Consider the following 12,737-nt stretch of genomic DNA (forward strand, 5'->3'; position numbering starts at 1 on the left):
AGCTGTGGTGCCTTTTTGTTATTCAAAAAAAACTCCACTCATATAAGAATGGAGTTTCAGTAAATTTAAATGAATTTTTTCATCGTTTTATGTGGTATTCCGGCATCCATGAATTCTTCTGATACCGATTCATACCCTAGCCTGGAGTAAAATGGGATGGCATGTGTTTGTGCGTTCAATTTCAAGGTAGAGATGCCTTGTGACTTGGCATATTCCTCGATTTTATTCATGACCGCGACTCCAGCACCAGTTTTGCGGTTCTCCTTTAAAACACAAATCCGTTCTACCTTGCCGATTCCGTCCAATACACGGAATCTCCCTGCACCAGCTGCTTTGCGGTTATCATCATATAATACAAAATGGACAGAGTCCGATTCGAATTGATCAATTTCTTCTTCTTCCGGTACATTTTGTTCATGAATGAATACAGTCTTTCGTACTTCGAATGCATCTGCTAATTCTTGATCGTTGTTTACAATTTTTACTTCCACGATAGATTATTCCTTTCCGAGCCTGAATGTTTCATATACCGTCCACGATCCATTATCCAACTGGTATAATAGGTGGATTCTGTCGGCGGTATCCTCAAATTGCACTTTTGTCATCCTCAATGAACCATAAACGTCGGAATGTTCATCGTCAGACATTTTTTGTCCGATAGTGATATGAGGTACAAAGTTATACTCCTGATTTCCGTTTTCAAAGGTTGCATTTAGTTCATTATGAAGATTTTCCAAGTCTTCAGGTGATTCAACCTTTAAGTAGATTACATTGTTAACGGGCTTAAAGGAACCAATCTTAGTGACCTTGATGTTGACTGGTCTGAAATTCCTGGCGATTGAATCGAGTTTATTCGCGATTTCCTTGATTTCTTCCTCCGTTGCTTCAAAGGAGGACTTTAAAGTTACGTGAGGCGGGATTAAAGCATAGTGCGGATCGTAACGCCGTCTCATTGAATTTGCATAATCCTGGATTTTCTTCGATGGAAAAATGACAATACCGAATTTCATCTGAGATACCCCCGTTTCATTAGTGTGGTGCATATCGATTTATTGAAAACCTATATTATGATTTACCATTCATTATAACAAATTTTCTAAATATATAATATAAAGAAGCATATATTAGGAAAACACTTGTCTAATTGCCCGCTTGAGGTCTGGCTGCCAATAGGTCCATGTATGATCTCCCTCGAACTCATTGTAAAAATAGCCAAAGCCTCTTTCCTTAAATATCCTCGACAGCTCCCTGTTTGGCGTTAAAAAGTCCTTGTTTTTGGAAGATGACGTTTTCACCACTGTTTCCTGCTCTCCGACAGTATGATAGATTTGAAGCAATTCAGGTTGTCGGAAGCCTTTTACAGCCGTGAATACATCCTCGTTAACATAAGGTGATTGAAGAAGCACTTTTCCAAATGTGTGCGGATACTGGAGCGCGGCAAGCAAGGAAACTGTAGCTGCGAGTGAATCACCAATCAATGAGCGGCCCATGCCCATTTGGTAGGTAGGATATTGTTCATCTAAATAAGGAACAAGCTCATGAGCCAGAAAACGAATATAGGCTTGATGCTGTTCTCCATTTGGGTGGTACTTTCGCCGTCTATCCTCAACGGATGCATAAGGTATTCCCACGATGATGACGTTTTCAATTTCCTTTTTGCCAAGGAGCTCGTCAGCAATCCTTCCAATCCTTCCGAGTTGGAAATAATCCCGGCCATCCTGTGCGATAAGTAATGAATATTTATATAAGGGAGAAAAGTTGGCAGGCAAGTATACCAGCATAAGTACTTCTTCTCCAAGCTCCTTGCTTTGAAGTTTAATTTCTTCTATTTTGCCCATTGGAAAATCCATTAATTTACCTCCAAATCGATTCTTTTGCATTTTTCTAGCTAACAAATAAGAATGTATAGATTTCTTCGAAAAATGTCTAGCTTCAGCGCCTAGCCCCTCGAGACGCTTCGGTCCGCCCAATGAAGTCAAAGAACGACTTCACTGGTCGGCCCTCCAGCGCTTGTCGGGGCTGACCAAGGCACTTACGCTTTTCTTATCAACACGATTTTAGCATATGTATTTTAAAAAATCTTTTATGGCAATCTAAGTGTATCGGGCAAGAAAGAGAGTCAGTAAGTAACATGTTTGACAATTGTGTGAAGTCTTATGTTAAGATTATGTTGAACAATTCTATTTCTATAAGGGGGAATTCTGATGAAAAAAAGAAAGTTTCTTTTGTTCACTGCATTGATGCTGGTTCTTTCAATGGTACTGGCTGCATGTGGTGGCGGCGACTCTAAAGAAGAGGGCGGCGGAGAAGGACAATCAGAAGAAAAACCAAAATATATGAGCATCCTTACTGGCGGTACGGGTGGTACATACTTCCCGCTTGGCGGGTCTTTTGCCAAGATTGTTTCTGATGCAACTGGGGTCAGCACGAACGCTGAAACTACAGGTGCTTCTGCAGAAAACATGCAGAGCATTAAAGATGGAAAAGGTGAAATCGCCTTCACACAAACGGACATCGCTTCCTACGCAACTGAAGGAAAGCTGATGTTCGATGGAAACAAAATCGAAAATATCAAGGCAATCGGAACATTGTATCCTGAAACAATCCAAATCGTCACAACAGAAAAATCAGGAATCAAATCAGTAGAAGACCTTAAGGGCAAGAAGGTCTCAATCGGTGCACCAGGTTCTGGTACGGCAGCGAATGCTGAACAAATCCTTGAAGTCTACGGTCTTTCACTGGATGATATCGAAAAGCAGGACTTGAGCTTTGATGAATCAGTAAACGGTATCAAAGATGGCAACATCGATGCTGCTTTCGTTACTGCTGGAACACCTACAGCTGCTGTAGAAGAACTTTCTGCAACGGAAAAGGTAGTTATTGTTCCGGTTGAGGCTGATAAAGCTGAAGAGCTTATCGAAAAGTATCCTTACTATGCTAAAGAAGTAGTACCTTCTGGAACATACAAACTTGATTCTGAAGTGCCGACAGTGGCAGTTCTTGCAATGCTTGTTGTAAAAGCAGACCTGTCAGAGGACCTTGTCTATGACATTACAAAGTCAATCTTTGAAAATCTTGACCAGGTAACACACGCAAAAGCGAAGCAAATCAAGCCGGAAAATGCTCTGAACGGTGTTGGCATTGAAGTTCACGCAGGTGCCCAGAAGTACTATGATGAAAAAGGTATTAAGGCAGCTGAGTAAATGTTTTAATATGACCGGATAGTGCCCATAGAGGGTATTATCCGGTCAATTCATCTTAAAAAAAGGCTTTTCGCAAAGGATGGCCGTATGCATTAAAACCCAGGCAGGTAGACCGAACTTCCAACCGGTCTATTTTTTACTGTTATAAAGAAAGTACTCCATTGGAGACATTGGACAGGCGAGGCTAGTGATATGAATTTTAACTGGATTAAATCAAAAATCTTCGTTCTGTTAACCCTCATTATTTTTTTAGCAATTATCTCAATCAATATCCCATACAAACAAGCTCTAGTTTTTCAAGCACCTGAAAGTAATGATATACTCTGCTATGTACCGATTAATACAGGGGAAGCCTTTAAAATAAAGTATAAGCATTCGATCCATCTGTCAGATGTGATTGAAAGCTACAAAGTTACCAAAAGCCATAAAATCAGGCAATACGAACTGGAGTATGAGGATTTTGCTATCGGTATGCCATCTGAAATTGCGGATGGAGAGAACTTTGAAATGAAGGATGGCAAGTACTATATTACAAATATGAACAGGGAATTTTCGCATTTCGATATGAGGCTTGGCCAGGTCCGGGCAAACCACACCCTGATTTATGAAGACATAACGTACCCGTTGTCCAAGGCGATTGAACCAGGGACAAGGGTGCGGATAAAGATTGAGGAAATTAGTTTATTGAAGCAATTGGAAGGAGTGAATATCCTTGACGACAAATGAAGAAATGGTATCTCAAGAAAAACAACAAGAGCTTCTGGAGAAATATGATCCTGAAGCTGCAACTAGAAAATTGGCAGGTAAGATGGGATGGATTGTTTTCTTCGGGCTTCTGGCTTTCTCAGTATTCCAGCTATACACCTCCATATTTGGTGTCCTTACTGCCCAGCTCCAGCGTTCGATCCACCTGGGATTCGCTCTAGCACTCATTTTCTTGCTGTTTCCAGCAAGGAAGAAGAATCTTAAAGTGAAAAAGGTTGCATGGTATGACCTGCTATTGGCTGTGATTGCTGTTGCTGTCGGTGCCTATTGGCCAGTGATGATTGATGAACTCGTCAACCGTGTCGGCCGTTTGACACCAACAGATTTCTACATTGGTATTGCCGCTATCCTGCTGGTCCTTGAAGCGACACGAAGGACGGTTGGCTTGCCGATCACGATTATTGCAGCTTTATTCATGGCTTATGCTCTTTTTGGACCTTATATGCCAGGATTTTTGGCACACAGAGGTCTAGACCTGGAATCTCTAGTTCAGACAATGTTCTTTACTACTGAGGGTATTCTGGGAACTCCATTGGGTGTTTCATCAACATTCATCTTCCTATTCTTATTGTTCGGTGCATTCCTGGTAAAGACGGGTGTTGGTCAATATTTCAATGATCTAGCTGTTGCTGTAGCAGGTAAAAGTACTGGAGGACCAGCCAAGGTTGCGATTTTCTCCAGCGCCCTGCAGGGAACAATCAGTGGAAGCTCAGTTGCTAACGTTGTTACATCGGGTTCATTTACGATTCCGATGATGAAAAAGCTTGGCTACCGAAAAGAATTTGCTGGTGCCGTAGAAGCTGCGGCATCAACTGGAGGACAGCTGATGCCTCCAATCATGGGTGCGGCAGCGTTCCTGATGGTTGAATTCATCGGAGGCGGAATCACTTATTGGGATATTGCTAAAGCAGCGACAATTCCGGCTTTATTATATTTTACGGGTATTTGGATCATGACGCACTTTGAGGCGAAAAGAATCGGTCTGCGAGGTTTATCCGATGAAGAAATGCCAAACAGAAAAGAAGTGCTTAAAAAGATTTATCTGCTTTTGCCTATCCTGATTGTTATTATCTTGATGGTAAGCGGTATGAGTATCATGCGTGCTGCTCTGTGGTCGATTCTATCAACAATTGTCGTAAGTGCTTTCAGTAAAGAGACGAGAATCGGTTTTAGAGATGCAATCGATGCACTTGTCGATGGTGCGCGAACAGCCCTGGGTGTAGCGGCAGCTACAGCTGCAGCAGGTATCATTGTTGGGGTAGTTACGAAGACTGGCCTCGGATTGAAGCTGGCAAATGGCTTGCTCGACCTTTCAGGTGGTTACTTGATTCCAACTTTGATGTTAACAATGCTTGCAGCAATCGTTTTAGGTATGGGTTCACCAACTACGGCTAACTATGTTATCACATCAACGATCGCTGCACCGGCGATTATCCTGTTGGGTGTACCCGATTTATCTGCTCACTTATTTGTATTTTACTTTGGTATTATTGCCGACATCACTCCTCCTGTTGCGCTGGCAGCATTTGCGGCTGCAGGTGTTTCCGGCGGAGAACCGCTGCGTACAGGTGTGAATTCGGCTAAGCTGGCAATCGCCGCTTTTATCATCCCTTATATGTTCGTGTTATCTCCTGAACTCCTGATGATCGATACAACCTGGACAGAATTAATTTGGGTAGTATTCACTGCCATTTCAGGTATGCTGGCAATTGGTGCAGGCATTATCGGTTACTGGCTGAGGAAATTGTACTGGTGGGAAAGAGTGCTGGGAATTATCGGAGGTATTATGCTGATTTACCCAGAAGGTATGACAGATATCATCGGTCTTGGGTTATTCATTCTCCTTGTTGCACTCCAAGTGATCATCAAGGATAAAGACTCAGTGAAACCAAAGACTGCAAATTAACCAATAGAAAAGGAGTCCTTGCTAAAGGGCTTCTTTTTTTAGCTTGATTTAAGCAGTGTGCGTCTTTCGGGCATAACAGAAAGTATGTTTTCCTTTTTGAACAGGCGATCTGCGTTTCTGAGAAAACAGAAAGCTTTAAAATAATGATCGTGGATTTCTTTTACAATAATCCGGCGATGGGTAATTTGGTTATTAGCTGCAAGATAAATCATCTCAACAGGAACATTTTCCATAAGTGATTTTTCAAGAAGGACATTCATGCGCTCTCACTCCTTTAAAATATATTTAAATTATACCCGAACATTCGTTCTTTATTCAACCTTTTTTTAGAACGTTTGTTCGTAAATAATTTAAAGGAGAATATGGTATTATTTAGAAGGGGGTGTAATCATGGAAAACGAATTGCTTAAGGTGTTTGATCAACAGGGAAAATGTATTGGAACTGCTACGAGGTCTGAAGTTCATAAAGCAGGTCATTGGCATGAAACCTTTCATTGCTGGTTTACCGAGCGGATAGACAATGAAGACTTTCTGTTCTTCCAAGTCCGCAGTTCAGCTAAAAAAGATTATCCTAATTTGTTGGATATTACGGCAGCAGGACATATTCTTGCCGATGAAAGTCCTGTGGATGGCTTAAGAGAATTGAAAGAGGAACTTGGGATAGACCTTGCCTTGGAGGAATTGGATTCGTTAGGGATGATCAAGGATTCATTGAACAGTCCTGGATTTATCGACAACGAATTATGTCATGTATTTTTGTATGGAAAACCTGTACCTATCGATGATTACTGGCTGCAAAGTGATGAGGTATCGGGTATCATGATGGCGAGCATTACTGAATTTGAAAATCTTTGGTTTGGTAAGAAAAAGAAGATACAGGTTGAAGGTTTCCTGGCGAACGTGAAAAATGAAAAGAAATCATACTGCATGCATGTGTCCAAAAATGATTTTGTCCCACATGAAGACGCATATATCGAAAGTGTAATTAAGGCAATTAAAAAATTATAGATTAGGGTATTTTTACGTGAAAATTATATTGACATTGCGATCATTCCGGTTTATATTAATAAATGTCCTCATTAAAAACAGGACAAACATGATTACGATTCCTTAGCTCAGCTGGGAGAGCGCTACCTTGACAGGGTAGAGGTCGCTGGTTCGAACCCAGTAGGAATCATACTAAAAAGCTTCAATCCTTTTCCTAAGGATTGAAGCTTTTTTTTGTGGTTAAGGAATTTATAAAGGTATTGAGTTGTGGATAACTCAATACAGTTTTCTTAATCCAGCTCCAGCGCTTGTCGGGGCTGAACGAGGCGCTTGCGCTTTTTGTTCTTCGTCGAATCGGTAGTTCTCACATTAAATTTGGCGGTATTTGCTCATTACGCAAAACTGCAGGTGGTGCCATTTCTTCTGTCCCTGTGTCCATCTAAAGATCACGATACTTTCCGTCACCTCGCGTATTCCATCCCTGTAATAGGTATTGCAGTGCCACAGAAATTTCGCCGAAATGGCCAACGAAAACTTCCTGAAGTTTTCTGGCAAAGACAGGATCAGGCCCTTCTTGTTTTGCCTGATATTGTAATTCTTTTACATCGTAAAATATCCTATTCCTCCCCAAAGCAATTTTTCCACTCCGCTTTTATGATATGGGCAATTCAATATTCGGTAATTTGCCCCTGCAAAAGACCGGGAGAATCATAGAGGCTGTCATTCTTGAATGAATAGCTCATTTATTGAATAAAATTGCAATAGAATGGAGAAGGAGTTGTTAACACCTTTTTTATAGGGGGAATGACCGATATTCATTTTTAATAGAAAAGTAAAGTCGCCTATTGAAGTGATACAAGAAAACTTGCAAAGAAAGCAAAAAGTGAGTTTGGCTAAAAACCACTCAGAGCAAGAGTTAATAATTATTCGCGAGATAAAGCAGAAGACTGAAGAACTAAACATAAATAATATCACTAGAACAAAAGCGTATCTTGATTTTTATAATAGACACCCCGAAATCCACTGGGCATTCCTGGCCCATATGGTCTCACGGAATGGCGGTTGGAGCATGACGGATTTAAAAGCTGAGCTTTTAGCAAGGCTGTTATCTAAAAGGGAAAAAAGCTCCTATTTTTCTTTCCTTGAACGAGGGAATTGGCTTATCTTCCAGGATGCCTATCCACAGCTGCTGCTTTACGAAGAAAGTCTCAAAACGAAAGAACCGCTATTCAGGCTGCTTCCCCACTTTAATGTTTCCATCTTTATCGAGACGATCTGGGAATATTACTGGAACTCTTCCAATTCATCTCTGCTCACATTTGGACTGATTATTAATGAACAGAACTATATCGAAAATAGAGTCATCCAGAATCAGAAATATATCAAAGATGTATTCGGTACCATGGAGTTTGAATTACAGGATCTATTATCATTTAATCAAATTCTTTTCCCTTATAATGATTTCGGTGTGACTAAATTGGCCGGACAGAAAGTAAATCAGTTCGAATCATTGCATGAAAGAATCCAATTAGGAAAGAGACTTTATACTATCCTTTTTGATAAGGAAGTTTTAAAAAAGGTGGAAGAGTGGGCCGTGACACACCCACATACTGGTTCACGAAAAGATTACTGGCCTCATATTTTTAATGATGTACACGAAGGAAGGCCTGGGCTTAAATATCAAATAAAATTGAATTCCTGCAAGCTTAAATCTGGAGCAAGACGAATCTATAGCCCGACACTTGAAAATGTATGGAATAACGTTAGACACCAGGAAGCTGAGAAGGGCGAGTGGTTTAGTGATCTTAAAGTATTAGAGTATCTTAGAGAGATAGAGGGACCATCGGTTGGCAATATTGAATATCAATACTGTCAAACACTTGAAAAGCTGGAACTTGCTGCTTTTGCAAAGAAAATTATTTCTCTTTTAGATTAGAGATAGATTTATCAATATGAAGTTTTTTCTAGACGAATCATAAAACATTATATATAGTAGAGATGACAATTGGAGAATTGGAAATGTAGGGGAGCCGGTGGTGCCGGCTGAGAAAGTGTCCATAGATGCTGACCCTTTAACCTGATCTGGTTAGTACCAGCGTAGGGAACATCTTCTGATAGACGTTTTTCGTTTATTATGGATTTTTTCATGCGCTTGGGATTCCCTGAGCGCATTTTTTATTTTATGAACCTTACCATCCTTCTTTTCCACCTTCATTGTCAAACAAATAGAGAAGAGGGGAAAAAATGAAGAAGAAATTATTAATCTTGTTTTCTGCGTTATTGTTAGTCACAAGTTTGGCTGCTTGTTCTTCGAGCCAGTCATCTGTGGAAAAGGAAGGCACATTGAAGAAGGTGTCAATTGTGCTCGATTGGACGCCTAATACAAACCATACGGGCATCTATGTAGCGAAAGAAAATGGCTATTTTAAGAAGCATGGTTTAGATGTAAATATAATACTTCCTGGAGAAGCGGGAGCTGACCAGCTTGTCGCGTCAGGAAAGTCGGAATTCGGAGTAAGTTACCAGGAAGGAATCACGCAGGCGAGAATCCAGGGGATACCGCTTGTTTCACTGGCGGCTGTTATTCAGCATAATACTTCAGGATTTGCCTCGCCTAAGGGCAAGAATATAGTTTCACCAAAAGACTTTGAAGGCAAAACCTATGGCGGCTGGGGATCACCAATTGAAGAGGCTGTAATCAATTCATTAATGAAACAAGAAAATACCGCTGTGGAAAAAGTCAAAATAATTAATATGGGAGACTCTGACTTTTTTACAGCCGTGAATCGTGATATTGATTTTGCCTGGATTTATTATGGTTGGACAGGAGTCGAGGCGGAAATTCGTAACGAACCGATCAATATGGTGTATTTAACTGATTACTCAGAGAAACTTGATTACTACACACCAGTCATTACTACGAATGAAAAAATGATCAAGGATGATCCAGAAACAGTAGAGGCATTCATGGCTGCACTTACAGAGGGATATGAGTTTGCAATTGAGCACCCGGCTGACAGTGCAGATGTTTTGATTCAGGCGGTCCCTGATTTGGATGAAGAGCTAGTGAAGAGAAGTCAGGAATGGCTTTCCCCAAGATACCAGGATGACGCTGCGCGCTGGGGAGAGCAAAAGCTGGAAGTTTGGGAGAATTACAGTGAATGGATGTTTGATAACGGTCTTCTGGAGAAGGAATTAGAAGCTGATAAAGCTTTTACGAATGAGTTTTTACCAAAGAGGGGGAACTGAGATGGCAACTGCGTTAGTAAGTGTACAAATCATACCTAAAGCTTCATCTGCCGAGGAAGTCATTGGATTGGTGGATGAGGCAATCAAAATTATTGACCGGTCAGGTGTAAGTTATGAAGTACATCCGCTGGAGACAACAATGGAGGGAGAACTGGAGCATCTGTTAGCGGTAATTGCCGAGATGAACAAGAAAATGATTGAACTTGGATCTCCAAACGTCATTTCCCAGGTGAAAATCCTGTATCAGCCAGATGGAATTACAATGGGCAGGCTGACGGAGAAATATCGGTGATTAACTCACTCTGGTATAAAGGATGGCGGCCATTTTTGGTTCTCGTCCTTTTCTTCTTGTTTTGGGAAGTGATGACTCGTGTAAAGGAGATACCGGCATGGCTGCTGCCCGCCCCTTCTGTGATTTTTAAGGAAGCGGCAGGGAGTTATCCATTATTTTTGCCAGACATAGGTGCAACCTTGACATTGGCGATTACCGGGCTTTTGCTGGGATCAACAATCGGATTATTGATTGCCATGATCCTCCACTTAATCCCTTCTCTGAGAAACGCATTTTATCCATTGCTGATTCTATCGCAAAATGTCCCGATTATTGTTTTAGCTCCTCTGTTGGTCATTTGGTTTGGTTTCGGCTTTTTGCCTAAATTGCTCATCATCATTTTAGTTTGTTTTTTTCCGGTCACTATTGCTTCATTGGATGGTTTCAGCAATGTACCGGGAGAACTTCTGCATTACATGAGGATGTCAGGGGCCACTCGGTTCCAGATATTTGCGAAGCTTGAGCTTCCCAATGCACTGTCGCCCCTGTTTTCTGGGTTGAAAATAGCAGCGACATACAGCGTCATGGGTGCTGTCATTTCAGAATGGCTGGGGGCTGAGAAAGGAATTGGCGTTTTCATGACACTGTCTTCCTCAGCCTTCAGGACAGACAGGGTTTTCATTGCCATTTTCATTATTATTTTTTTCAGCATGCTGCTCTACAGTGTTATTGTGATGATTGAAAAGAATGTGATTAAATGGAAAGTCAAGGGTGAGAGATGATGGAAGCAAAAATCAGACTTGAAAATGTCACTAAATCCTTTTTAGACACCGGGGTAGTCCTTGATGATCTCTCTTTGTATGTGAAAGAGGGAGAATTTGTTTCCATTATTGGACCTTCCGGCAGCGGGAAAAGTACCATCTTTCAATGTATTGGAGGATTGCTCAAACCTGAAAAAGGAGACCTGTTTCTGGATAACCGGAAAATTAATGGGGAGACAGGAAATATAGCATATATGCCTCAGCAGAACTCACTTCTCCCCTGGAGGACGGTAACAGATAATGTCTTGCTGGGCCAGGAACTGTTCCAGAAGCCAGATAAACAAGAGGCTCAAAATTGGTTAAGGAAAATTAATTTATCAGACTTTCAAGATGCTTATCCACACCAGCTTTCAGGGGGGATGAAGCAAAGGGTCGCTTTTTTAAGGGCGCTTCTGAGTCCACAATCTGTTTTGCTGCTTGATGAGCCATTTTCTGCACTGGATGAGTTCACCCGATTTGATATGCAAAAGTGGTTGTTATCGATCTGGGAAGCGAAGAGGAAATCCGTTCTGTTTATTACCCACAATATTGAAGAAGCTATTTTCTTATCCGATCGGATCTATCTCTTATCTCCTAGGCCAGCTAAAATCATTCGTGAAATCGAAGTATCTTTTAAGAGGCCGCGAACAGACACTCTGCTTATGGAAAGCGAATTTCTCGAACTGAAGAGGGAAATATACGGCGATTTGAAGGCAGGTGGTTTGCATGAAAGTGTTTGATGCTCATATTCATTTTGATAAATATACAGATAGAGATCAAAATCAAATTATCAAAACGTTAGCGGAAAAGAAAGTGGTAGGTATGATAACAGTCTCAATGAACCTTTTATCCAGCAAAGAAAACCTGAGATTGGCTGATCAGCACCCGAATATTTATTCCGCTTTTGGCTGCCATCCCGAACAGCCTCTGCCGACCGATAATGAAGTTGCAGAACTGTTGAATTGGATTGAAGTAAATCAAGAAAATATGGTTGCTGTCGGTGAAGTTGGGCTGCCTTATTATCTACGGGAGAAGGCTAAAGGGAACAGGTTTCCTTATCGGGGATATGTAGAGGTTTTAGAGCAATTTATTATTTTGGCCAAGAAGCTGGATAAACCGATCATCCTTCATGCAATTTATGACGATGCATCTGCAGTATGTGACCTGTTGGAAAAACATAATGTAAGCAAGGCTCATTTTCATTGGTTTAAAGGTAATCTGAAGACAATGGGGAGAATGGTGGAAAATAAGTATTTTATCTCGCTCACACCGGACATCCTTTATGAAGAAGAAACCAGAGGGGTTGCAGAATTCTATCCTTTGCATTTGATCATGGCGGAAACTGATGGTCCCTGGCCATTTGAAGGGATTTTTCACGACAAACTGACTCAGCCTTCAATGGTTCACCATGTGGTCCATCAAATTGCCGCCATTAAGAAGGTCGGGGTTGAAGATGTGTACAACAGTTTGTACAACCAGGTGAAAAGCTTCTATCAGATATAATTTAAACAAAAGGATAGGCTTCCCCTATCCTTTCATATATATCAGGGCAATTG

Annotated in this window: 14 protein-coding genes, 1 tRNA gene, 1 pseudogene and 1 riboswitch; of the genes and pseudogenes, 11 read left to right on the forward strand and 5 right to left on the reverse strand. The window is 41.1% G+C overall.

The annotated features are described in order from the left end of the window. Window positions 1-65: 65 nt before the first annotated feature. The 3 genes from CD004_RS05865 to CD004_RS05875 form a co-directional block, all read right to left on the reverse strand. Window positions 66-491, reverse strand: coding sequence for a GNAT family N-acetyltransferase (locus tag CD004_RS05865; RefSeq protein ID WP_102261907.1), 426 nt, complete (start codon window positions 489-491; stop codon window positions 66-68). A gap of 6 nt (window positions 492-497) precedes the next feature. Further along, window positions 498-1,010 (reverse strand): YjcG family protein, encoded by a 513-nt coding sequence (locus CD004_RS05870; RefSeq protein ID WP_102261908.1) that lies wholly within the window; start codon window positions 1,008-1,010, stop codon window positions 498-500. Between the two features lie 114 nt (window positions 1,011-1,124). Then, window positions 1,125-1,850, reverse strand: coding sequence for an alpha/beta hydrolase (locus tag CD004_RS05875; protein ID WP_102261909.1), 726 nt, complete (start codon window positions 1,848-1,850; stop codon window positions 1,125-1,127). 354 nt (window positions 1,851-2,204) lie between these two features. Here CD004_RS05875 and CD004_RS05880 point away from each other — a divergent pair, with 354 nt between their 5' ends. The 3 genes from CD004_RS05880 to CD004_RS05890 all read left to right on the forward strand — a co-directional run bounded on the left by CD004_RS05880 (window position 2,205) and on the right by CD004_RS05890 (window position 5,874). Further along, window positions 2,205-3,203: a TAXI family TRAP transporter solute-binding subunit gene (locus tag CD004_RS05880; protein ID WP_102261910.1), complete on the forward strand. Its 999-nt coding sequence runs from the start codon at window positions 2,205-2,207 to the stop codon at window positions 3,201-3,203. Window positions 3,204-3,395: 192 nt separating this feature from the next. Continuing rightward, the gene (locus tag CD004_RS05885) at window positions 3,396-3,929 is read left to right on the forward strand and encodes a DUF1850 domain-containing protein (protein ID WP_102261911.1); all 534 of its coding nucleotides are present in this window, start codon (window positions 3,396-3,398) and stop codon (window positions 3,927-3,929) included. 4 nt (window positions 3,930-3,933) lie between these two features. After that, window positions 3,934-5,874, forward strand: coding sequence for a TRAP transporter permease (locus tag CD004_RS05890; RefSeq protein WP_102265007.1), 1,941 nt, complete (start codon window positions 3,934-3,936; stop codon window positions 5,872-5,874). Window positions 5,875-5,912: 38 nt separating this feature from the next. Here the strand turns inward: CD004_RS05890 and CD004_RS05895 are convergent, their stop codons facing one another. Continuing rightward, entirely contained in the window at window positions 5,913-6,134 is a 222-nt protein-coding gene (locus CD004_RS05895; protein WP_102261912.1) for a hypothetical protein, read from the reverse strand. A 130-nt stretch (window positions 6,135-6,264) separates the two neighbouring features. Between CD004_RS05895 and CD004_RS05900 the strand changes: the two genes are divergently transcribed. Then, entirely contained in the window at window positions 6,265-6,882 is a 618-nt protein-coding gene (locus CD004_RS05900; RefSeq protein WP_102261913.1) for an NUDIX hydrolase, read from the forward strand. A 96-nt stretch (window positions 6,883-6,978) separates the two neighbouring features. Beyond that, window positions 6,979-7,051: transfer RNA gene (locus CD004_RS05905), tRNA-Val, on the forward strand. Window positions 7,052-7,303: 252 nt separating this feature from the next. Here CD004_RS05905 and CD004_RS05910 read toward each other — a convergent pair. Continuing rightward, window positions 7,304-7,477, reverse strand: a pseudogene (locus CD004_RS05910) (manganese catalase family protein); the annotation flags it as partial. 267 nt (window positions 7,478-7,744) lie between these two features. Between CD004_RS05910 and CD004_RS05915 the strand changes: the two are divergent. The 6 genes from CD004_RS05915 (at window position 7,745) to CD004_RS05940 (ending at window position 12,684) form a co-directional block, all read left to right on the forward strand. Further along, window positions 7,745-8,797, forward strand: a complete 1,053-nt coding sequence (locus CD004_RS05915) for a DUF2515 domain-containing protein (RefSeq protein WP_233434952.1) — start codon at window positions 7,745-7,747, stop codon at window positions 8,795-8,797. A gap of 77 nt (window positions 8,798-8,874) precedes the next feature. Then, a riboswitch (TPP riboswitch) is annotated at window positions 8,875-8,982 on the forward strand. A 123-nt stretch (window positions 8,983-9,105) separates the two neighbouring features. Continuing rightward, complete coding sequence (locus CD004_RS05920) at window positions 9,106-10,110, forward strand: ABC transporter substrate-binding protein (protein ID WP_102261915.1); 1,005 nt, start codon at window positions 9,106-9,108, stop codon at window positions 10,108-10,110. A 1-nt stretch (window position 10,111) separates the two neighbouring features. Continuing rightward, window positions 10,112-10,402 (forward strand): thiamine-binding protein, encoded by a 291-nt coding sequence (locus CD004_RS05925; RefSeq protein WP_102261916.1) that lies wholly within the window; start codon window positions 10,112-10,114, stop codon window positions 10,400-10,402. After that, the gene (locus CD004_RS05930; RefSeq protein WP_404809827.1) at window positions 10,402-11,163 is read left to right on the forward strand and encodes an ABC transporter permease; all 762 of its coding nucleotides are present in this window, start codon (window positions 10,402-10,404) and stop codon (window positions 11,161-11,163) included. The genes CD004_RS05925 and CD004_RS05930 overlap by 1 nt, the downstream gene beginning before the upstream one ends. Beyond that, window positions 11,160-11,921: an ABC transporter ATP-binding protein gene (locus tag CD004_RS05935; RefSeq protein WP_324782619.1), complete on the forward strand. Its 762-nt coding sequence runs from the start codon at window positions 11,160-11,162 to the stop codon at window positions 11,919-11,921. Before CD004_RS05930 ends, CD004_RS05935 begins: the two co-directional genes overlap by 4 nt. Then, the gene (locus CD004_RS05940) at window positions 11,908-12,684 is read left to right on the forward strand and encodes a TatD family hydrolase (protein WP_102261919.1); all 777 of its coding nucleotides are present in this window, start codon (window positions 11,908-11,910) and stop codon (window positions 12,682-12,684) included. Before CD004_RS05935 ends, CD004_RS05940 begins: the two co-directional genes overlap by 14 nt. The last annotated feature ends 53 nt before the right edge of the window (window positions 12,685-12,737 follow it).

This window comes from Mesobacillus jeotgali, from assembly GCF_002874535.1.
Classification (GTDB): Bacteria; Bacillota; Bacilli; order Bacillales; family Cytobacillaceae; genus Mesobacillus; species Mesobacillus jeotgali.